This window comes from Citreicoccus inhibens, assembly GCF_019039035.1.
GTDB lineage: Bacteria > Myxococcota > Myxococcia > Myxococcales > Myxococcaceae > Citreicoccus > Citreicoccus inhibens.
This window is the reverse complement of the sequence record NZ_JAHNZT010000014.1, coordinates 150,223-173,315: the sequence shown is the minus strand read 5'-3', so window position 1 is coordinate 173,315 and position 23,093 is coordinate 150,223. Positions and strand designations below refer to the sequence as shown.

At 68.4% G+C, this 23,093-nt stretch carries 11 protein-coding genes; 1 reads left to right on the top strand and 10 read right to left on the bottom strand.

The genetic code is table 11. The features are described 5' to 3' along the window. On the top strand, positions 1 to 515 hold a 515-nt coding region (locus KRR26_RS18805), incomplete at its 5' end, for a DDE-type integrase/transposase/recombinase (protein WP_217080455.1). 59 nt (positions 516 to 574) lie between these two features. Here the strand turns inward: KRR26_RS18805 and KRR26_RS18800 are convergent. The 10 genes from KRR26_RS18800 to cglF form a co-directional block, all read right to left on the bottom strand. After that, positions 575 to 1,672, bottom strand: a complete 1,098-nt coding sequence (locus tag KRR26_RS18800; RefSeq protein WP_233577326.1) for a TIGR04552 family protein — start codon at positions 1,670 to 1,672, stop codon at positions 575 to 577. 109 nt (positions 1,673 to 1,781) lie between these two features. Further along, a complete protein-coding gene (locus KRR26_RS18795) occupies positions 1,782 to 2,264 on the bottom strand; it encodes a toxin-antitoxin system YwqK family antitoxin (RefSeq protein ID WP_120208632.1) in 483 nt (160 codons plus the stop codon). Positions 2,265 to 2,464: 200 nt separating this feature from the next. Then, positions 2,465 to 3,352 carry a hypothetical protein gene (locus KRR26_RS18790; RefSeq protein ID WP_217080454.1) on the bottom strand — a complete coding sequence of 296 codons (888 nt, stop codon included), beginning with the start codon at positions 3,350 to 3,352 and terminating at the stop codon, positions 2,465 to 2,467. Between the two features lie 206 nt (positions 3,353 to 3,558). Beyond that, a complete protein-coding gene (gene gltJ / locus KRR26_RS18785; protein WP_217080453.1) occupies positions 3,559 to 5,712 on the bottom strand; it encodes an adventurous gliding motility protein GltJ in 2,154 nt (717 codons plus the stop codon). 134 nt (positions 5,713 to 5,846) lie between these two features. Next, entirely contained in the window at positions 5,847 to 18,122 is a 12,276-nt protein-coding gene (locus KRR26_RS18780) for a tetratricopeptide repeat protein (protein ID WP_217080452.1), read from the bottom strand. A gap of 110 nt (positions 18,123 to 18,232) precedes the next feature. After that, positions 18,233 to 19,873: a tetratricopeptide repeat protein gene (locus KRR26_RS18775; protein ID WP_199723864.1), complete on the bottom strand. Its 1,641-nt coding sequence runs from the start codon at positions 19,871 to 19,873 to the stop codon at positions 18,233 to 18,235. Continuing rightward, a complete protein-coding gene (locus KRR26_RS18770; protein WP_217080451.1) occupies positions 19,840 to 20,040 on the bottom strand; it encodes a hypothetical protein in 201 nt (66 codons plus the stop codon). Before KRR26_RS18770 ends, KRR26_RS18775 begins: the two co-directional genes overlap by 34 nt. Before the next feature lie 25 nt (positions 20,041 to 20,065). Continuing rightward, positions 20,066 to 20,698, bottom strand: a complete 633-nt coding sequence (cglE, locus tag KRR26_RS18765) for an adventurous gliding motility protein CglE (protein ID WP_120208622.1) — start codon at positions 20,696 to 20,698, stop codon at positions 20,066 to 20,068. A gap of 105 nt (positions 20,699 to 20,803) precedes the next feature. Then, positions 20,804 to 22,720, bottom strand: coding sequence for an adventurous gliding motility protein GltG (gene gltG / locus KRR26_RS18760; protein ID WP_217080450.1), 1,917 nt, complete (start codon positions 22,718 to 22,720; stop codon positions 20,804 to 20,806). Between the two features lie 70 nt (positions 22,721 to 22,790). Next, a complete protein-coding gene (gene cglF / locus KRR26_RS18755; protein ID WP_120208618.1) occupies positions 22,791 to 23,051 on the bottom strand; it encodes an adventurous gliding motility protein CglF in 261 nt (86 codons plus the stop codon). Between the last annotated feature and the right edge of the window lie 42 nt (positions 23,052 to 23,093).

The following is a 23,093-nucleotide window of genomic DNA, read 5'->3' as shown; positions in this document are numbered from 1 at the left end:
TCAAGAGCGACCTGCGCTGGTGCTCCGACGGCTTCGAGATTCGATGCTGGAACGGGGAGCGCGTCCAGGTGGCCTTCGCGTTGGACTGCTGCGACCGCGAAGCCATGCGCTTCGTGGCCACCACGGGTGCGCTGACGGGCGAGTTGGTGCGGGACTTGCTGGCCGAGACGCTGGAGTACCGGTTCGGCGCGGGGAGCCGCGTGACGCCGCACCCCATCGAATGGCTGACCGACAACGGCCCTGCCTACACCGCCCACGAGACGCGAGCGTTCGGCGCAAAGCTGAGCCTGCTCATCCGAACAACGCCAGCGTACTCACCTGAGAGCAACGGGATGGCGGAGTCCTTCGTGAAGAGCTTCAAGCGCGACTACGTCCACCTGGCTCGCCTGGACAGTGCGAAGGCCGTCCTTCGACAGTTGCCCACGTGGTTCGACGACTACAATCACGTGCACCCTCACAAGGGCCTGAAGATGCGTTCCCCCATCGAGTACCGAAGAGAAGCATCACCCCTCTGACCGTGTCCGATTTGACAAGGGCAACTCCAGCCAACCCCTTCACTCCATTTCAACACGTTCTAAGGCTTTCGCTTCGGCACAACCAATCCACGAGACAGTCGCCCAAGAACACGTCGCCGCTGGCGACGCTTGTAGTTCTCATGCGCATTCTCTCCCTGCTCATTTCCTCTCGCAGTATCCTCGTCCATCATCTGAAACTCTACCAAAGCAAAGACTATGCGACCTTTGCGATCCCGCGAATCTTCCCCTGGCGGCGGAAGATATGCATCCATTCGCAAGGGGAGATCTACAACGAAGTTCAACACCCTGTAGCCACTTCCGGAAAAAACATTTCCTTCACGTTCTTCTCGGTCTTCAAAATCGCGATCAAGATGCAAATCCGGAATACATCGCTCGAAATTAGGGTAAACTTCCAGCAATTCCCGAAACGAAATCAGACTATTCTCGGTCTGCCCCGGAACCACGAAATTAAAAGGAAACAATCGCTGACTCAGGAAATACAGAACTGGGAGCAAATCCTCCCTGCGTTTCGTCACAATCCGGAACCTAGTACGGTCATACACTTGTGCAGCAACAGTCTCTTTTTTGGCAATCAACTTAGTCACGAGCGACTCGCGCGTCTTGATTGAGTGCGCGAATTCGACAACTGGGAGTTCTCTCTCTCTCATTTCCCTAGCAACACCGAGCACCCGCTGCGTTACCAACTCGGCCACTTCCGCTTCGGATGCTGCCAATCGAAACAACAAGTCTCGACCTTCGATATGCTGAATCACATGCATCACCTTGAGAACAATGCACGCGATTCTCCTATACCGCCCACCACCCACGCCAGACGCATAAAGAAACAGATCGTGAACTTCCTTAGGCCGGGCCACCGCATCAGCCACGCGATAGTCAAACGTCCTGCGCAAATAGGCCACGGCGTCGGCCAGGATTGTCCGAACCCAGACGTCATCAAATGGACGCGAAACGTCAATCTGGCAAAGCCGAAGGAATCCATCCACCTCGTCACGCGACGAGAAATGCATTCTCCGCCAGTCAATTACCGACCCCCCACGAAGGATAAGGCGGATGCGCTCTAGTTCGCGCAACCCCATTTCCTCCACAGGGCAAACAGGGATGGCGGGCAAGGATGGGGCCAAGGAGGGAGCCGTCACAACCAGGGTCCTATTCAGCTATCGTGCATCTGTTTGGCAATTCAAGAACAACTGACTCTCTCGCCAAGCAAGAGAGTCATCCATTTCCCGCAAGCAGCAAAACAACCCATCACTTCATCTGCATCAACTGCCCATTCTCAAATCTAGATTCGCGAACAACCCGACCATCTTCACTCAACTCCTGGACAACACCGTTCTTCACCCCGTCGCGATACTCTTCAACAAAGTGCCGCTTCCCACTTGGGTAGAAGAGGATTCGCTGACCATGGTATTTGTTCTCCCGAAATTCGGTCCTTGAGTACTCCTTACCTAGTTCATCATAGAAGAACCATGTCCCAGTCTTGAATCCGTCCGCGTATTGCCCAATGGCAGCCGCTTGGCCATTTGCATGAAACGAACGATACGGGCCATGTGCGACCATGCCGCCACCGCGAAGCTCGTGCTTACGACAGAATAAGCCCTCTGCCTTGGAGCCAGACGGAGTTGTTCCGCTTGGACACTGCAAGCCTGAGTCAACTGCTTGAGCACCTGCCATTCCCGCCCAGAGGCCAGCCACGAGCAGACTTACTTGAACAACAGTCTTAAAAGACATGAACGTTCCTCCATGCACGCATGGGATCTCATGCGCATATCCCTAAGACGCAAAAGCGTCAGCTCAATTCAGCAAACATCAAATGAAGCAACCGCTCAAGTGCCCTAGCCCTAAACAACAGAGCCCCGCTCGATGAAATCTCGAGCGAGGCTCTAACTCGTCGCAGGACTATTGAAGACTAAGTCCTCGCGCGGCGCTGATCAGTACGCAGACTGGAAGCAGAAGAAGTTTCCGCCCGTGAAATAGTAACCCAGTGACGTGGTCGTGCTCGTAGCCGAAACGCAGAGGTTGGCAACGATATCTGCACGTTCCCGGTTCGCCCCCGTCACAGTGTAATTCCCGGAGGAACTGCTAATCGACGGCGCCTGCTTCGAACCATTAACCAGCACGTAGAAGAGCCCATTCAGCTCTGCTGCCGTCTGCGGGAACGGCGTGTTTGAGTACGCAGAAATCGTGATCTTGACTCGCTTTGGTGCCGATGCAGAACAGAACGACGTGTCCGTCGTCGCACTGGTCGTTGCAGCCTTGAAGATGATTGGACCAGTGGTGCCCAAGTCCGACTTATTGCTAAAGTTCTGGAAATTATCGCAGGTCGGCGCGGGAACGGCGGCGCACTTGCTCGAGCTGCAGAAGCTGCCGTAAGTGCACGTTGCCTGGCCCTCGCCGGAGCAGGTGTCGCCCGTCGTCGAACCGGCCTTGCACTGGCCCGAGGCGGTGTCGCAGGTGCGGCCCGAGCCACAGTCGGCGTCGGCCGTGCACTTGTTCGCGCACACCTTGTCCAGGTTGGAGCACACCTGGCTACCATCCTTGTTGCACAGTGCGTCCGTCTGGCACTGGCACACCTTCACGCTCGGGTCCGCACCCGTCACCGTCAACGCGGCGCAGTTCTTCGCCGTGTCCGGACAGTCAGAGGCCCCCGTACACGTGGCCACACACACCTTCGCGGTCGGGTGGCAAATCTCCGTTCCGGCACAGTCCGAGTTCGCAGTGCACGTCGTCGAAGTATTCGTGTCGTCACCACACCCGCTGACCGCCAACCCCACCGCACCCAGCGCGGCAAACAGCACCATCATCTTGCGAAGCTGCATTCGGCACTTCCTCCTCTGTTTGAACGTCGCACGGGGCTTCCGGCCTCAATGTCCAAGCCCCGACGCCACCGACTGAGCGGGCTTTAGCCCCCCCTGTCCAGACGTGTCAATCAGTGTCGACGGCCTCACTCCGCAGATATTCAGCCTCTTCAAAAACCAACACTTGGGTCGAGGGTGTCATGTACCACCCTCAACCCCAGTGTCCTTTAGAACGTGAACGGGAAATCGATGGGGTCGCCCTGGCGCTTGTGTCGCGGGAACGTCCAGCCCTTGATGAGCCCCGAAATGCAGCTCGCCATGTAGCTCGAACGGAACTCATCCGTGCGACATGACACGGCGGTTGTCTTGCCGCTCGTCTGCACCGTCCAACGCATCACCAGCTTGCCACTCAGCGCCGGGTCCTTCTTCTTCTGCTCGCTCACACACTTCACGATGGCAGGCTTGTTCGACAACACCACCTGCATGATGTCCGACTGCTGAAGCGTGTCTGGCATCGAGCCGCCACCACCAGGCTCGGGCGGAATGTACGTCGTGGGCGGCTTGCTTCCCGCCTTCGCCACCGGCGCCGCCTTCTTCGTGCCGAAGAGGTCGTCAAACTCATCATCCCCACCACCCGCGTTGGATGACGACGAAGCCGTGTGCTGCGAAGCGCTGTGCGTCTCTTCTTCGTGGCCACCCACGCGGCTCGACGTGCCCGTGCGACGGGTCGTCTGCGTGCGCTCCACGCGCGCCACCGCCGTGCCAGGCATGGCTGGCGGCGTAGCCGTCGCCGGGGTCGGCGTCGCAGCGACCGGCGGGGGCGCCACAGCCGCGGCAGGCGTCGCGGCCGGCACAGGCGGCGCCACAGCCGCGACTGGAGCACTCGCCCCTCCCGGCGGAGGCGTCGCAGCCCCCGCCACTGGAGGCGTACCCGCCGCAGCGACTGGCGCCCCTCCCGCGGGCACAGTCGATCCCGGAGCAGGAGCCGCAGCCTGAGGCGTCGCAGCGGGCGGCGGCGTCTGCACCGTCCCGGTCGGAGCCGGAGGCATCGGCGGCATTTCCGCGCTCGGACGAGGCGTCGCGGCCGCCACTTGCGTGGGTGGCGCCGGCGGCACGGGCGTCTCTTCAGAGCGCGAGTTGCCACCACGGGAGACCGCCAGCACCGCCAGGACACCCAGGATGAGTACCCCGCCGATACCGCCCGCGATCAGCGGCATCTTGCTCTTACTCGCGGGAGGCGCGGCCTGCGGCGGCGGGTAGCCCACGGGATAACCCGGAGGCGGATAGGCAGGCGCGGGCTGCGCGTACGCGGGCGCAGGCTGCGCATAGACAGGCGCGGGCTGGGCATACGCGGGCGCCGCATGCTGCGGCGGATAGGCCATGGGCGCCTGAGCCATGGGAGCGCCCATCATCGGCATGGGCGCACCCGGCGACGACAGCGGCTCCGGAGGAGGAATCGGGACGTCCAACAGTCGCGACTGGGACACCGGCTCCTTCTCCAGCGACGGAGCAGGACGCGGCGGAGGCTTCGCCAGCGCCTCGTTCTCCTCCTTCACGAGCGACGCCAGGACGCTGGCGGCCGAGGGCTTCCAGCCCACGGACTCCTCGGCGGGCGCCAACGCCATACCGGGGCTCGTCTCCGTGCGGCCCGACTTGGAGCTGCCCGCGCTGAAGGCAGACTCAACCGGACCCGCCGCCACGGAGGGAGACGACGAAGACACTGGAGCGGGCGCGACGATGACAGGTTTGGACGGGCGCGGCGCGAGGACCGAAGCCAGCTCGGCCGTCTCGGACAGCGGAATCCAATCACTGAATCCTGAGCGCCAGCACAGGCTGTCCGGCCCGACCTCGCCGCGCTCCCAGGCGTCCTTCACCTTCTCCACCGACCAAGGCCCGACCTGCTTCTCCTCGATGGCCACGTACCACTCGTGGGCCGCGGCGTTGGGCTTGGCGTCTTCCTTCGACGACTCGGTCTCCTCGGCCTCGGCCAGGCGGCGCACGGTCTCGGATGCGGCATCCTTCGCCGCGCCCACCGCCTCGCCCGCTGGGATCTTGTGCGAGCCGGAGCTCAGCACTTGATCGAACACGGCGCCGATCTCGTCCTCCTCCACGTCCGTGAAGAGGCCACCTTCCGGAGGCGTGCCCAGCGATGCGGGCAACCCCGTTCCGGCGGGCTCGGCCACGCGCGGTGTACCGGCAGCGGGAGGCGGGGTCTCGACCGGCGCATTCTCCGGCGAGCCCTCCTTCACCGACGGTGCTCCCGCGGGCCTCACCAGAATGGTGTGACCGCACTTCTTGCAACGAACCTTGACTCCCTTGGAGCCAACTTTGTCGTCGCTGATCATGTACTGCGCGCGGCAGCTGTCGCAGACGAAACGCATCTTTCCCGCAACCCTCAGAAATGACGGAAGAAATCCCGTCGGAATCGTAGAAGTGCCCACCGGGGAGATCAAGGTCGCGCGCCTCGATTGCCCGGATGCTACTCAACGCACGAACCCGGAGTCCGGGTCTGGCGCTACCGTCGCACCTGCACCTCCACGTGCGTTCCCACGGCCACTCGCAAGTCGTGCAGGTCCTCGGAGGTCGCGAACACCAGGAGTTCGCGCAGCTTGGTGCGCGAGGGCACGCGGAAGGCCGAGCCCGTCTCACCCTGCACCATGCGGCGCACCGGCTCCAGCTCGCCCGCCGCGAAGAGTCCAGCGCGTGACGCCGTAAGCTCGGCGCCCTCCAGCCAGTTCTTCACGTCCTGGGGGGTCGCCGTGGGCAGGTAGGCCCGAGCGACCTTCGCGAGCGCTGCGCGGTCCGGCTCACTGAGGCTCTTCTCCAGCAAGCGACGCTCCGCGTCCACCGCGCGCGGGTCCACCGTCAGCCGCACGTTGCCCACGACCAGCGTGAGCGCGGCCTGGACCACGGCCTCGAGGCGCTCGGGCGCCACGCGTTGGCTGAGCGAAAGCTCCGGACGTGCCAGCGCCAGGGTGCGACCCAGCAGGTAGTAGACCTCTTTCTGTCCCTGCTCCGCGAAGTACTTGCCACCGACGCGCAACGAGGCCGGGTGCGTCTGGAGCAGCTCGACGTTGATGAGCGGCTCGGGAGCCGGATCGTTGGAGCGCTTCGCGAGGCGCTCGCGCGTCGCCACGAGGAACGCCGAGTACAACTCCACCGCCTCCATGCCGAACAGCCGCGCCACGTAGCGGTAGTGGTTGACGTGGTACTCCTGCGCCGTCGCCACGTCGATGCGGTGCTTCTTGGGCACGAGCTGGTACTGCGTGAAGGGCACGGCGTACAGGTGCCCCGCCTTCTCGAAGAGCAGGCCCAGCAGCTCGGACAGCGGCCCCCGCACCTTCGGGTGGAACAGGTGCGTCTGCCACAGGCGATCCGTCAACGGACGCTGCGCCAGCTCCTTCTTCTTCGCGTACGGCCCGAGCTTGGTGAGGATCTCCTGCTCGTCCTCTCCCGCCTCGCCGAGCAAGCCCGTCACGGCCTGGGCCGCGAGCCAGGCCGCGTCATAGTCCTTGCGCAGCGCGGACAGGCGCACGAGGTGCCCCACCACCTTGCGCGCGTTCTGGGTGTTGGGCAGAGCGCGGCGCAGCGCGGCGATGGCCTCGTCCTCCTTGCCGGGCATGGCGCCGGCGACCTCGGCGAAGGTCTCCTGCACGCTCGCATCGTCGGGCAGGCCCTTGGCCGCGACGCCGTAGGCCGCGACCGCGCCTTCGGGGCTCTTGAGCACCTGGAGATACAGATCGCCCAGTGCCCGCCAGAGCGTCATGCGCGCCGCGTGGGTGTCGGGCGTCTTGGGCAGACGGCCCAGCATCCGCGTGTAGTTCTCCTCGAGGACCTTCCACTGCCGCGCACCGCCGAGCAGCGCCTCCAGGGCGCTGAAGGCCTCCACGAAGCGATGGTCCAGATCGAGCGCGGCGTTGAAGGCCTGGGTCGCCCCCTCGACGTCCTTCAGCTCGTCGCGCCGAATCTCTCCCAGCGCGAACCACACGCGCTTGGCCTTGTGTGGCTCGGAGGACAGCGCCGGCAGCGCGAGCATTCGCGTGAGGACATCCGCCGCCTTCTGCCCCTGGCGCGTCTCGCGCAGGAGCACGTAGAGCGCGTCCATGACCTCGGGCGAGGTGGGGTCGACCTTGAGCGCGCCACTGAAGGCGTCGATGGCCATGTACGGATCATTGAGCTGATCCCTCGCGATGCGCCCCAGCTCGAGGAACACGCGGATCTTCGCGTCGCCCTCCACCACGCCGACGAGTTGCTGGCGCAGCTCGGCAGACTTCTCGTACTTGCCCGCCTTGTCCATCAGCGCCACGAGCGCGCGCAGCGTGGGCTCGTGGCCCGGATCCAACGCCAGCGCCTTCTCGAAGTGGTTCTGCGCCCGGTCGGCCTGTCCCAGCGCCGCGTGCACGTCACCGAGCTGCCAGTACACCTCCACCACTTCCAGGTCGGTCAGCTCCTCGCGGTGGTGGATGAGGATGGTCTGGAAGACCTTGAGCGCGTCCTCGAAGCGACGCGCCTGGACGAGCAGGTTGCCGTACCCCTCCAGCGCGGGCAGGTACGTGGCGTCCAACTCGTAGGCCTTCTCGTAGACCTTGAGGGCCTTGTCACGACGGCCGAGCTTCTCCGCCACGTAGCCCAGGCGGTAGAGCTGGCGGCACAGCTCGGCGGCGAGCGCTCCGTCCTTCTCCGCCATGGCCTTCTCGGCCATCTTCCGCGTGACGATGTCGAGCATCCGCTCGCCCGCGGACCAGTCCTCGCGAGCGATGTAGATGTCGGCCAACGGCCGCGCCGCCTCCAGGCTGTCCGGGATGTGCTTGAGCGTCTCCTCCCAGTAGCCCGTGGCCGTCTCGCGATCCTCGCGCGTCTCGGCGTGGTAGCGCGCGACGTCGAGCAGCGCGCGCCCCTTCGCCTCGGGGTCCTCGGTCTGCCGGGCCTCCTGCAAGAGCGTCTGCTCGTAGCCGCCCCAATCCTTCTCCTGCTCCTGGATGCCCTTGAGGGCGCGGATGCTCGGCAGGTGGCTCGCGTCCACGGCGAGGGCCTGTTGATAGGCGTTCCGGGCACTGCCGGAGTCCATCAGCATGTCCTCGTTGATCTTCCCCAAGCGGTACCAGAGTTCCACCGCCTCGGGAGACTGGCCCGCCAGCTCCGCCTCCTTTTGCAGCATCTCCAGCGCGAAGGGCCAGTTGCCACTGCGCTCGTAGAGCGTGCCCAGCGCGTGCAGGGCGGGCCGGCTCGTGGGGTCCGCCGAGAGCGCCGCGTGGTAGCTGTTCACGGCCTTGTTCAACGCCTTGAGCTGCTGGTACTGCACGTTGCCGATCTCGACGTACAGCTCCGCCTGCTCCTGCGGGCTCGTGGCCAGCGCGAGCTGTCGCTCGAAGGCGGCGATGAGGTCTTCCCAGCGCGCCTGCGCGCGCCGCAAGCGGATGAGGGCCTTGATGGCCTGCACGTTCGTCGAGTCGATGGAGAGCACGCCCTCCACGCACGCGTCCGCGTTGGCCGGGTTCTGGTACGTGTCCTCCCAGATGGTCGCGCTGCGGAACAGGACGCGGACCTTCTCGCGCCAGTCCTGGCTCAGCTCCAGCATCCGCTCGTAGGTGGCGAGCAGATCCGCGGGCTGATCCAAGCGCGTGTGCAGACGCTCCAACGACTCCAGCGACTCGCGGTTGTCGGGCTCGAACTCGAGGGCCTGCCGATAGGCCGCCACCGCGGCCTCGTCATCCTTGAGGTCGCGCTCGTAGACACCGGCGACCTCGACCTGGATGCGCGCCCGCGCCTCATTCGAGTCCGCGAGGTCCCTCGCGCGAAGCAGCGACGAGGCCACGTCCGAGTACGCCCTGCCCCGCCGATACAGCGCGGTGAGGACCCCGAGCGTCTCCAGGTCCGGCTCCAGGTCCAACGCGCGCAAGAGCGCGCTGGCGGACTCCGACGGGTCCTCCAGCTTCTCGTCCCAGACACGGGCGATCTCTCGCAGGATGGACTTGCGCGCCTCGATGGATCCGGCCGCTTCGAGCTTCTGCTCGAGCGCCACCACGTACTCGCGATCCCGTCCCCGACGCTGGAACACCGCCGCCAGGCCGTCCAGCGCGGTGGCGTTCGTCGGGTCGAACTCGAGGATCTTCCGGAACGCTGCTTCGGCGGCCTGTGGATCATCCAGCCGCGTGTCGTGCACGCGCGCCAGCGTGGCGTAGATGCGCTCGGCGAGAGGCCCGCGCGGCAGGTCGTCCGCCACCTGATCGTAGACCGCGGCCAGTTCCTCGTGGCTCCCCGTCTCGTCCGCGAGCCGCTCGACTTCCTCGCGCAGCGAGTCGTCCGAGGCGTCGAGCTGCAACGCGCGGCACAGCGCGAGGAACGCCACGTCCTTCTGACCGAGCCGCTCCTCTTGCACGCGCGCCAGCTCGCGCAACGCGGCCAGCTTCTCCTCGTCCGTGACGAGGTGAGGCATGTACCGGTCCATGACCGTGGCGTAAGCGCGCCAGTCATTGTGCGAGCGGTACAGCGTGCACGCCCGCTCGTAGGCCGTGCGATTGGCGGGGTCGAGCTCCAGCACGCGCTCCAGCGCGCCCGCGGACAGCTCCGGCTTGGCGCCAGGGCCCTCCCACAGGTCCGCGACGGCGAAGTACGTGGCAACGGCCTGCTCGCGCTCCTCGGCGCCGAGGTGCACCTGGACCTTCAACTCCAGGGCGCGCACCGCGTCGTTCCACGCTCGCAGTGAGGCGAACAGCGCGTTGACGCGCTCCAGGTCCGCGACCGCGTGCGGCTCCACCTCCAGCGCGCGCCGGGCCGCGTCCAGCGCCTCCTCGCGGCGCCCCATCCCCGCGAGCACCTCGGCCAATCGCAGGCGCAGCGCCTTGACCCCCTCACTGCTCTCCTGGAGCGGGATGAGGCGGCGCAGCACCCCCACCAACTCCTCGCGCTGGCCCGTCTCGTCGTACAGCTCGCGCAGCGTGTCCAACACGCCGCGGTGGCGCGCGTCGCGGTCCAGCGCGGCCTTGAAGAACGGCACCGCTGCTTCGGGCTGCTTGAGCAGGCGGTACACCACGCGCCCGAGTCGCTCGTTGAGCCGCACCACCTCGCGCGGATCCAACGTGAGCGCGAGCCGGCCCTCCAACAACGCGCGGAGATCCTCGGGACGATTGGCGCGCTCGTACAGCGACTCCAACGCGGAGAACGCCTGCTCGTTGCGCGCGTTCTTCGCGAGCAGCTCGCGATACAGCTCGATGGAGCGGTCCAGGTCCGCCAGGCCCTCGGCGGACACCTGGGCCATCTTGGCCAGCACCCGGTCGCGCTCGGCGCCAATGGCCTTGTCCGCCTGAAGCTTCAGGATGCCGTAGAGCTTCTCCGAGGCATTGGCCGCCTCGTAGATGCCCTCGAGCAGGCGCGCCGAGGCGAGGTGTCCTGGATCCAACGCGAGGATGGACTCGTACGCCCCCGCGGCGCGATCCGGGCTGTCCAACCGCTCCTGGTAGAGCTGACCGAGCCGGAAGAGGAAGCCCACGCGGTCCGCCACGTTGGCGCCACCCGCGGCGAGCGCCTCCAACACGCCCGCCAGTTCCGGCCACGCCTCCAGCTCCACGTAGAGGCGATCCAACGCGACCAGCGCCTTGTCCTGCACCGACGCGTGCAGGGTGCGCGCCCGCTCGTAGTACGAGACGGCGCGGTCGGGATCCCGCAGCTTCGTCTCCAACATCTGGCCCAACTTGAGGCAGACGTCGGCGGCGTCGGCCGCTTCGGCCACGCGCGGGAGGGCTTCCTCGTATGCCACCACGAGTTCGTCGTAGCTGCCCGAGGCATCCGTGGCGTCTTCGAGCCGCCGGCGCACCTCCGCGTCGTTCGGGTCCTCCTTGAAGCCACGGAAGAGGGCCAGGAAGGCCAGCTCCGACTCACCCTGCGCCTCGCGCAACGTGGCCAGCTCCCCCAGCAGTTGCTTGCGCTCCAGCGCGTCACGCGACACGCCAACGCGGACCTCGATGACTTGCGCCAGACGCGCCACGTCGCCGCTCGCGCGGAAGGCGCGCAGCAACGTCTCCACCGCGAGCAGGTTCTGCGGCTCGCGATTCACCAGCGCCTCCATGCGGCCCACCGCGCCCGCATGGTTCGGCTGGACCGCGAGGACCTCGCCATAGAGCGCCAGCGCTCCAGACTTGTCCATCAGCTTGGACTCGCGCACCGAGGCCAGCCGGAACTTCAGCTCCAAGCCCTCCTCGGGCCCGAGCTGCGCGATGCGACGCGCCAGCACGTCCGCCAGCTCCGGCCAGCGCTCCTGCTTCTGGCAGAGCGCTTCCATCTTCTCGAGCGCCGCGGTGTCGTCCGGCTTGAGCTCCAGCAGGCGCCGGAACGTGGCCAGTGCGGCCAGCGAGTCCTTGAGCTGCTCGTCCTGGACGGTGCCAATCTGAAGCAGCACGGCCGCGCGACGCGCCGGCTCCTCGGACAGCGCGAGCTGCCGGCGCAAGACCTCCAGCAGCTCCGTCGGCTTGCCCTGCGAGGCGACCAGGCGCGCCGTGCCATCCAGCGCTTCCTGATCCGTGGGCTTGAGTTCGAGGACCTTCTTCCACGACGCGAGCGCCTCGACGGGCTCGCCCAGGTCCACCTGCATGCGACCGAGCGCGCGGTACAGCTCCGCACGCGCGCTGTCACTCGCCTTGGGGGCGACCTCCAGCAACACCGCGCACAGCTCCTCGGGGGCCTCGGCCTTGTCCACCAGCGAGACGCACAGCTCCAGCGAGCGCAGGTCGTCCGGCAGCTCCCGCAGCGCGCGCGTGGCGGCCAGGAAGGCCATCTCCGGATTCTCCAACGGCCCGGCGTAGGTCTCTGAGATGCGGCGCAGCAGCGCGGCGCGCTCCTGCGGAACGGGCTCCGCGGAGGCGCGCGACTCCAGCATCTCCACCTGCTTCAGGTGATTGCCCACCGACGCGAAGACAGGCTCCAGGGCCTGCGCCGCCGCGCCTCGCAGCGGGCTCTCCGAGCGAGCCATCTCCTCGAGCGCGCCCACCGCGCCCGCGTGTCCGGAGCGACGCGACAGCACCGTCTGGTACAGCTCCAGCGCGCCGCGCGGGTCGTCCAGACGGCCAACCTTGAGCCGTCCGAGGCGCACGCGCAGATCCGACGCCTCCTCCTGCGCGCCGCGCGCGTCCGCGAGCTGAATCTCGCGCTCGACGTGCTGGGCCAGCTCCGGCCAGCGCTCCATCTCGGCCAGCACGCGCCCCAAGAGCTTCAACGCGTTGGTGTTCTCCGGCCGAAGCTCCAGCACCTCGCGATAGGCCTGAGCGGCCAGCGACTTATCCGCGAGCGTCTCCTCCGCCAGGTGCGCCAGCTCGAAGAGCAGGTTCACCTGCGAGCTGGCGTTCTGCTCGGCCGCCACCTGCCGCCGCATCACCAGCGCCAGTTCGCGGTGCGCGCCCGTGCGGCGATGGACGCGCGCGATGGCTTCCAGCACCGTCTTGTTCTTCGGATCGCGACGGCTCACTTCCTCGAGCGCGCGCACCGCCAGGTCGTAGCGCTTCAGGCGGTTGTCATAGATGGCCGCCAGCCGGCGCCACAGGTCACCGGCGAGCGGCTCGGCGGCGTCCCGTTCGAGCTGATCCTCGTAGGCCGCCGACACCTCCTCGAACGAGCCCGAGTCGGCCGCGAGCCGCTCCAGTTCGTCCCGGACCGACGTCTCGCCGGGGAACTCGTTGAAGGCGCGCAGGCGCGCGACGAACGCGAGCGAGGTCTGCCCCAGCGCCTCGCGCAGCGTGGCGATCTCCTGGATGCGCTCCAGCCGCTTCTCAGGCTGGACCCCCGGGAGCAGGACTTCGAGCACGTCGACCAGCTTCCGCGTGTCGTTGATCCCGCGATAGACGGGCTCGAGCAGACGCGCCGCCTCGATGCGCGGCCCGTCATGCGACAGCAAGCGCTCCAGCCCCGCGACCACCTGATTGTCACCGGGCGCGTTCTCCAGCAGCCGCCGGTACACCGGCAGCGACTCGGCGGCGCCCACTTCCTTCTCGAGGAGCTGCGCGCGTTTGAGCAGCCAACTGCGCCGCGAGGGCTCGTCCGCGGCCACCTCCGCGAGTTGCTCCAGCACGTCCGCCTGCTCCACGAAGCGCCGCGTCTTGGCGTACAGCTTCTCCAGCGCGAGCAACCCTTCGGGAACCTTGCGCAGCGCGAGCGCGGAGCGCAGGGCCTCGATGGCCTTCGCGTCGTCGCCCGCGTTGGCGTAGGCCTCGCCGGCCTTCAGGAGCAGCCCGAGGCGCGCCTCTGGATCCGTGGAGAGCAGCGCCTGCTTGGCGTACACCTCGGAGAGGCTCTTCGCGTTCTGGCCCTTCTCGTAGAGTCGGGACAGCGCCTCCAGTGCTTGCCGGTCCTGCGGCGCATCCGCGAGCAGGTTCTTCCACAGCCGCGCGGACTCCTCGGGCTGATCCAACTGCTCGCGCAGCTCGGCCGCGCGGCGCAGCAGCTCGAGCGCGGCGGGGTCACCGGAGGTGAGGTCCACCGCCGCCGTCTCGTAGATCTCCGCCAGCACCTCGTGGCTGCCAGTCTCTCGAGCGAGGCGCTCCAGGTCCGCGCGCACGCCGTCCCGGTCCAGGCCCGCGGCGAAGGTCTTCACCGCCGACATGAAGGCAAGCGACGGCTGCTGCATGTCGCGCTCGTAGATGCGGCGTACCTCTCCGGCGAGGATGATCTTCTCGACGGTGAGCGCGGACTCCATTCGCGTCTCGCGCAGGCTGACCCGGCGGGCATGGTCGCCCACCTGCTCCAGCACCTTGTCCAAAACCTCCAGCGCGGCGCCACTCGTGGGCACCGCCGCCTTCACCCAGGACTCCAACCCCGCGCGCGCGCCCGGATGACCCGGGTCCTCGGCGAGGATGCGCTTGTAGAGGCCCAACGCGGCGTTCGCGTCATCCAGGACGGTGCGCTGCAACTCCGCGAGACGGAAGGAGACCTCGCGCCCCTGCGGACTCTGGCCCTCCTGGTTGCGACGCAGCGCCAGCACCCAGGCCAGGTCCGCGTTGCGCCCCAGCTCCGTGTAGAGCCGATCCAACGCCGCGGCGGCCTCGCGCTGCGCGGGGTCACGCTCCGCGATGGCGCGCCACGCGTCCGCGGCGCTCTCCTTGTCGGTGAGCTTCGTATCGTGGAGCAGCGCGGCCTCGCGCAGATACGCGAGCTGCTCGGACGCCTCGCCTGAAGCGCCGGCCAGCTTCTCCAGCACCTCCGCCAACGCCGCCCACTCCTCGCTCGCGCGATGCAATCGCTGGAGCGCGCGCAGACAGTCGAGGTTGCCGGGCTCCAGCACCAGCAGCGCGCGCAGGGCCTTCACCGCGCCTGCCTTGTCGTCGAGCTTCTTCTCCTGGACCTCGGCCAGCTCGCGCAGCAGCGCGCCGCGGGCCGCACCCACCTCGCCCTCCTCCGTCAGCTCGGAGAGGATCTCCGCATAGCTGTCCAGCGCATCCGCGTCCTCGGCGGCCTGCCGCGCGGTGGCCCGCAGGCCCGCGTCCGCTGGCGTCAACCGCAGGGCGCGCGCCAAGGCGGAGAAGGCCAGCTCGGGTTGTCGCAGGTGCGTCAGGTGAACCTGCGCCGCGTGCCGCAGGGCCTGCACGCGCTGCGCGTCGTCACGCGCCACCTCGGCCAGCATGTCGAGCGTGGCCACCATCTTGCGGTGGTCCTTGGTGCGCTCGTACGCCGGAACCAGTGCCCGAGCCGCGGCCTCACGCGATGGCCCCTCGGCGAGCATGGCCTCCAGGGCCGCCAACGCGTCTGGATCCGACGGCCGCTGGCGAAGGAGGTCCGCGTAGCTCTGCACCGCCTCGTCGCTGCCGTCCTGCGAGCCCTGGAGCAGTTGGGCGCGGCGCAGCTTCAGGCGCGACACCGTGTCCGCGTTCCCCGCGGACTCCGCCAGCGCAATCATCCGAGCCAACGTCTCGCCCAACTCGCGCGTCTGGCCGGCCTTCTCATACAGCTCGGCCAGGCGCGGCAGGTGGCGGCCTTCTTCCGCGCCGTGCGACAGCGCGGAGTTGAGCGCCTCCGCGGCCTGCGCGGGACGACCCAACTCCACGTTGAGGTCCACCAACCGCAAGAGCATCTCCAACCGCTCGGGGCCCCGCGTCGCGTGGATGCGCTTGCGCAGCAGTGTCTCGGCATCCGCCGAGCGCCCAGCCCGGCCATACAGGCGAACGAGCCGCTCCAACACCTGAGGCGACTCCGGCGCGCGCGTCAGGCCCGCCTCCAGCGCGGCCACGGCCTCGGCGACCATGCCGCCTTCCTCAGCCAGCGTCGCGGCCTCGGTCAGCAGTTGCACCGCGAGCGTCGGCTCGTCGGCCTCGGTGGCCAGCGTGCGCAGCGCGCGGCCCAGCTCCGCGTGCGCGGACAGGTCCCGCGCCAGCCGCTGCGATTCCGCGCGGTTCGCGTCATCGCGAGGGTCCTCGCGCAGCGCGCGCAACCGCACATCGAACGCGGCCCGGCTGTCCGCGAGCTGCTTCTCGTGGATCCCCGCCAGGAGCCCCAACAAGCGCTTGCGGCCCGCGGGCTCGGTCACCGCGTCGAGCTGCCGCTGCAGCGCCGCCACCTGTCGCTGGTGGTCTCCCGTGCGGCCGTAGTGGCCCGCGAGGGCCGCGGCGATCTCCTCGGTCCGGATGCCATTCGTGGCGAGCCGCTCCAGTCCGCCCACGACCACGCCCGACGACACGTTCTCCGACAACAGCCCGAGGAACAGATCCGCCGCGTCCTCTTGCCGGCCGAGCCGCTCCGCGTAGAGCTTCGCCTGCCGCGCCGTCCACTCGTTGCGCTCGAGCTGCGACTCCGCCAGCGTCACCAGCCGACCCGCCAACGCCGCGGCCTCGTCGAACTTGGACAGCGCCACGCACAGGGCCTGCAGCTTGTGCACCGGGGCGGCGTCCTCGGGCGCGAGTTGCACCCACTGACGCACGAGCGGCTCGAGTTCCTCGGGCGGCGCGCCGGCGGCCTCGCGCCGGCCGATGTCCGTCTCCAGCCGCACCTTCGGGTCATCCGCCAAGGCAGCAGCCGCTTGCAGCGAGCGCACCGCCTCCGTCGCGGCGGAATCCCCCGGCGCACGCGCCAACACCTCGCGCCATGCGGCCTCCGCGCGAACGGGATCCGCGAGCGCGCCCTGGAGCAACTGCGCCAGGTGGCGCCACATCGCCAACGCCACCTCGGGCGCGGTGGTCGCGGCCTGAGCCGCCCGGAGCAGCGCCGAGGCCAGCGCCGGCTGCGCGCCCGCCGCCTGCGCATGCTCCACCACCGAGTTCATCAGCAGCGGTCGCGCCGGATCCAACTCCAGGGCCCGCGCGAGCACGTCGAACGCACCGCGCGCGTTCTCCTGCTCCTCGAACATCAGCGCCAGGGCCTCGCAGAAGGCCACCCGCTCCGCGCGCGGGCGAGGGGCGAGCATGGCGAGGTCCAACAGCGGGAGGACCTCCTCGGGCTTGTCGTCCTCCGCCAGGAGCCGCGCGAGTTGGAAGGCCGCCAGCGCGTTCGTGGGGTCGAGCTTCAGCGCCGTCTCCAGGTGGCCGCGCGCCGCGTCCGGATCCTTCACCTGGTAGAGGCACAGGTCCGCCAGCCGCAGCCGCAGCCCGGCCTGCACCGAGCGGTCCTTCACCGTCCCCAGGTAGCGCTCCAGCGTGGCCACCGCGTCCGCGGAACGTCCCTGCTCCAGCATCAACTCCGCCGCGAGGCTGGCGGCGTCCGCGCGCGAGGCATCCGCCGCCACGGCCTTCTCGAAGGCCGCCAGCGCGGCCGCCGCGTCGTTCATCCGCCCCAGGCGCAGCATGCCCAGACGCAGCCACAGGTCGACCTGGGCCGTGCGGTCCCGCGCCTCCCCGGCCATCGCCTCGAACTGGGCCATCGCGGGCGCGAAGTCTCCCGCGCGCTCGGCCAGCTTCTCGATGAGCGTCAGCGCCTCGGGCATGGCCGGCCACAGCAGGAAGCAGCGATCCAGCGCCTCCTTCACCTTCCCCGCCGCGCCGGGGTCGTACCAGGCGAACAGCTTGGCCACGAGCAGCGACAACCTCGCCGCGCTCTTGCGGTCGCGCTCCTCCAGCGACATGGAGCGCAGCATGCGGACCTTGTCGCGCCAGAGCTGCTCGAAGCGCTGGAGCGCCCGCGTCGCCTTCTCCACCCGCGCGTTCTGCGGCTCCAGCGTCCGCGCGACCTCCAGCACCTGCTGCGTCAGCGCGTGCTCGGTGGGGTCATCCACCAGCCGCTCCGCCAGGGCCGCGTACTCCTCGGCCATGCCGGTGTCGCCGAGCGCCGCGCGCTCGCGCTGCAACGCCTCGAACGCGGGCTGGAAGCGCTCCTCCGCCAGCAACAACTGCCGCACGCGCCGGAACGTGTTGCGCTCCGGCTTCGCCCGCGCGGCGCGCTGAAGACACAGCACCGCGCGGTCCCGGCGGAACAGCTTCTGCTCGTAGAGGTCCGCTGCCTTCAGGTAGTGGCCCGCGCTCTCCTCGCCCTGCGTCGCGGAGCCAAGCCGCTCCAGCACGTCCGCGAGCGCGGCCGAGTCCTGGCGAATCTCATGCAACCGCTTCAAGCCCCGCAATGCGGGCAGCGGATCACGCGCCACCAGCAGCGCGCGCTTGAGGAGCTCCTCCGCGCGCGGCGCGTTGCGCTGACGCTCATGGGCCAGCTCCCCCGCGCGGCACAACAGACGCACCGCCTCGTCCGCCGGAACGTCGCGCGAGCGCCCCTCGTACAGGCGGATCAGCTCCTCCACGCGGCCGGCCTTCTCCAAGGCCGCCTCGGCCTCGATGAAGGTCCGATCATCGCTCACACGCAGCGTGGGACGCGGAGAGGTCGTCTGTTCCATGAGATTCGCGGGCCAGGGATAAGAGGAATGAAACGAGGGCGCCAGCGACCGGACTCTACCGGCCGCGGGCGCCCCCGGGCAATCACGCAAAACCCGTCAACCGACGGAAATTATTGGCTTTCTTGCTCTCCGGACGGGGAGGCGGTGGACGCGCTGTCATCGCCCTCCTCGCTCGCATCGGACTTATCGGCGGCAGGAGCGGCAACGGGAGCCTCGGGCAGCGCCTTCGCGCGCTCCACCCCGGCGGAATCCCCCACCTGGGTGTACAGCGCGAGGGCCTTCTCGCGGAGCTGGAGCTCCTCGGCGAGCTGCGCCGCGCGGGCGATGTTGCCCATCTTCTCGTGCAGCGGAAGCGCCTTGTCCTTGCGGCCAGCCTGCTCCCAGGTCTCCGCCGCGGCGGCGGTGTCGCCCAGCAACTCGAGCCACCGCGCACGGCCCGCGGGCTTCTGCTCCTGCTCGGCACGCGCCAACTCGCGCTGCGCCAGGGTCTTGGCCTCCTCATCCAGCTTGAGGCGCTGCATGAAGTGGAAGGCCTTGGGCGGCGGCAGGGTGCCGAGCACCTCGACCGCCTCGCGCCGCTGGCCCACCGCCACCAGGAGGGTGGCCGCGCCCAGGCGGTCACCGCGCTCCACCAGGTTCTTCACCTCGAGGCCGCGGATGCGGTTGGCGCTCGCCATGTCCCGAGCGCGCTCGTACGCCTTGCGCGCCAGGGTCAGCTTGTTGGCGCGCTCGTACGCGAGCGCCGCCTGATCGAACTGGCGGGCGCGCTCGTACAGCCGGGCGACGTTCTCGAAGTCACCCTTGGCGACGTAGTGCTCCATGAGGAGCTCGTAGGCGCCAGCCTTCTCCAGGGTCGCGGCGATCTGCTCCGCGGGAAGCGTTCCCACCAGGCGGCGGGCTGCGTCGTTGTCCTGACCGGCCAGCGCGTTGCGCAGGGCGCTCTTCAGGTCCCCCCCCGCCTCGAACAGGCGGATGGCCTCGGCGTAGGAGTTGTTGCGCTCGTGGAGGCGGGCCGCGTCACGCGTGCGTCCCATGCCCTCGAGCTGCTTGGCCTGCTCCGGCCACTCACCCGTGAGCTCGGGCATCGGCGCGCGCTCCGGACGCTCCGGGCGCGGACCACGCTCGGGACGCTCGCGGCGCTCGCCCGAGGCGCCCCGCTCCGGGCGGGGACCGCGCTCGGGACGCTCCGAACGCTCGCGACGCTCACCCCGGTCACGGCGCTCGCCCCGCTCGGCGGGACGCTCGCGACGCTCCTCGGTGCGCGGCGCCGGCTCCTCGGCCTCGGCGGTCGGCTGGCGACCGCTGGCCGTGAAGGCGGTCTCGGCCCGGTCCGCGTCACCGGCGGCGCGCCACACGCGCCCCACCAGGAACATGACGTCCGTCCAGGCATTGAACTTCGTGCGCGCCTGCTCGGCCGGCGAAGGCTCGGCGGCAGCAGCCTCGGCGGGCGCAGCGCCCTCCACCGGGGCGGCGGCCTCGGTGGCCTCCGGTGCGGGGGCGTCCGCGGGAGCCGCGGCTTCGGCCGGAGCGCTCTCCGGGATGACCGGCTTCACCTGACGCTGCACGCGCAGCATCGTGGTGATGAGGCGGCCTCGGGTGTTGAGGTCCAGGTCCTCCAGCGACTTGAGCCGCATGGGCTTCAGCGACCGGACGATCGCCTCGAGAGGGCCCTTCTCCGCGGAGAAGTCCGACTTGGACAGCGCCTTCTCCAGGGTGCTCAGCTCGGCGATGACGCGCTGCCCAGGACCCACCGGCCCCGCGTCGCGGTCGCGCCCTCGGCCTTCGCCCCGGCCACGCCCTTCGCCCCGGCCTGGACCACCCCGGCCACCAAATCCGCCAGGACCATCGCGGCGCGGCCCCTGGCCCGGCGCACCCCCATCCCGACCGCGCCCACCTGGGCGCGGCCCACCGCTTCCATTCTCCTGAGCCACGTGAATCTCCCGCTAGAACGCGTAGCGAATGTTCGGCGCCACCGCGAACCCGAAGGTGCCCGCGGAGACGAGGTAGTTCCCCGTCACCTCGAGCCCCACGGAAAAGTGGCGCAGCCGTGTGTAGTACTCCACTCCGGGCCCGGCAAACACAAGAATGTCGGAATCCGGGAGGAGCTTCTTCGGCGTAAACATCGCATAGCCCGCGCCGGCGCGGGCATAGATCCACGTCCGCTTCACTTCCTGGTTGTCCGCGAAGCCCACCAGGTGGGCCCGCAGCACCGCGCCAGGGACCACCGTCGAGAAGTCACCCGAGGCGGCGCCCTGGGAGTTGCCTACGTAGTCCGAGCCGGCCCGGTTCACCGTGCCCATGATGAACAGGCCCAGCGAGAGGCGCTCGCCCAGGTCCAGGCCCAGCTCCACCTGCGCCATCTGCCCGGTGGAGAAGGGGCGGGGCCCCTGGGACGCGGGCGGGTTCACCATGAAGCTGGGGCCCCCCAGCACCGAGAAGTAAACGCCCCGCTCGATTTCATCGAACGTGACGGCGGGGCGGTCCCCGGTGGCGACGCTGGAGGAGGTTTCCTGGGCACCCGCGACCACGGGGAGGAGGAACGTGGCGCACAGGGCAAATGGAGCGAGGACTTTCATTCGGTGCCTGAGGGGTTGCGCGACACCCGCGGGGGCGGGGGTCGGAAAGACCACGCGAGCGGGCCCACTCAGAGCCCGCTCGCCGAGCGAGAGACCAGGTCGGCGCTAGTCGCCGGCCTGCTTGAAGTTGAACGGATACGTGACGATGACCGAGCCGCCCCCCTTGGGCTCGGGGAACTTCCACGTGCGCACACGGCCCGCCACGCACGTCTCCAGCTCCGCGTTGCCAGCTGTGGACTGCGCGACATTGGACGAGGCCACGCTGCCGTTGGCGCTGATGATGAACTTGATGGCCACCTTGCCGCCCAGCTTCGGGAAGCGGTTCAGCAAGCTCTCGTAGCAGAAGCGAATCTGGCCGCGGTTGCGCTGGATGACCTGCCGGATGAGCTCCTTGTCCAGGGAGCCCATGACCTCCGGGTCGGACGAGGTGATGCCCACGTCCACGCTCTGCTTGCCACCGAGCACGCCGACGCCGGTGCCATATGCGCTGGTGCCGCCGCCACGGCCCTTGGTGCCGACGCCACCGATGCCGATGCTGTCACCGGTACCGCCGCCCCCACCGCCGTTGCCGCGCAGCCCCATGCCGTTGAAGCCGGCCGAGTCACCCGCGCGCGCGCCGAACATGTTGCCCATGGCGCTCTTGAGTTCGCCGCCCAGGCCGTTGCTGCCGAAGATGGTGGAGATGCCGCCCTTGCCACCGCCGAAGATTTTCGCGGTGAGCGCGCGGGCCTGATCCTTCTTGTTCGGGTCGCCCTTGACCGCGGTCTTGTTGCCCGTCTTCGCGGCGTCCTTCTTGCCCATCTGGCCTTCGTCGCCGCGGTTCTTGGCCGCCATCTCGCCCGACTTCTTCTCCTTCTGCTGATTGAGCTTCTCGAGGAACTTGTTCTTCTGCGCCTCGGGCGGCTTGATGATCAGCTTGGCGATGCGCGCGTCGTTACCGTTGAGTTCATCCGAGTACTCGTCCCCGCGATCCGTGCGGTTCATCGAGTGGATGACGAACGCGGTGGCGATGAAGAACATCACCAGGAAGATGTTGAGCGCCGTGTAGTCGAGGTTCTCGCCGAGCGGGACCACCACCGGCTTGGGCACCGGCTGGAACTGGACCTCGAGCGTCACGCCGCCCAGGTCCACCCAGTAGAAGTCGTCCGCCTCCAGCGTGAGCGAGTACGCCTCGCCCTCGTGGGAGACCTTGCCGGACTCGATGACGGCCTTGAGGTCGCGCGCCTCGCCCTTCCGGGTGAGCTCGCCCTTCATCTTCCCCGTGAAGCGCACGGAGAAGCTGGACCCGTCCGCCTGCAGCGCGACGAAGCTGGGGGCCCCCAGCTTCGCGTCGCCCATGACGAAGTCCACGCCCTTCGCCGAGCCCACCGTGAACTGCTTCTTCACCTTGGTCGGCGCGATGAAGAACTCGCCCACGCGCTGATCGCCCCACAGCAGCCGGAGCGACACGCCCATGGGGCCATTGGACTTGGAGCGGCGCACGGTGCGCACGCGCGGCGCCGACTCCACGGGGGCGGCGGGCGCCTCATCGTCGTCGCGCGCGGGGGCAGTGACCGCGTGCTTCTGCGTGGTCGCGAACGAGGTGTCCATCGCGGCCGGCGGAGGCACCGGAGCCGACACAGGCGCGACGACCGGAGCCGGCGCCGCGGCCACCACGGGGTTCTTGTCCGTGGGCGCCTCGGCGGTGGCCACCGCGGCCGCCAGGTTCACCGCCGCGACCGCGGCCGGATTCTCCAGGCGGATGGTGGTGCCGCCCACGCGAATCTCGTCTCCAAAGGCGACCTGCCCCTTGGTGACGCGCTTGCCGTTCACGTAGGTGCCCTCGACGCTCCCCATGTCGATGATGGACAGGGTGCCGTCGGTGGCGACCTCGATGACGGAGTGGATGCGACTGACCTTGTCGTCGTCCAGGCACAGGTGCGCGGAGGACAGACGACCAATCTTGATGATGTCGCGCTCGTAGTCCTTCGAGGCAACCAGCGTGTCGCCCTTGAAGACCTTGAGTGTCAGCGGAACGGCCATGAGAGCTCCCGAGTGGCTTTTGCGCTCTTCGACAACGGATTCGACGGGAGGTTCCCGCCCAGGGGTGCGACTACAGCTCACCCACGGACTGCATCACCTTGTCCTCGAAGTCCTCACGCACGCGGATGAGGTTCGAGTGCTTCACGGTCTTGCGCGCCTCGACGTACTCGCCATCCGGCTTCGTGAGGTCACCCTCGATGGTGTCGTCCTCGAAGTCGATGTTCGTCGTCTTCTGCGTGCGCGCGCCGCCCTGCCCCTTGCCGCCACCCTCCTCCGCGGCGAAAGCCGGGACCACCGACAGCGCCACACACAGCATCAGCAGGTTCCGCATATCGCCTCCACGAAGGCCCCGCGGGGCCACCACGCACGTCGC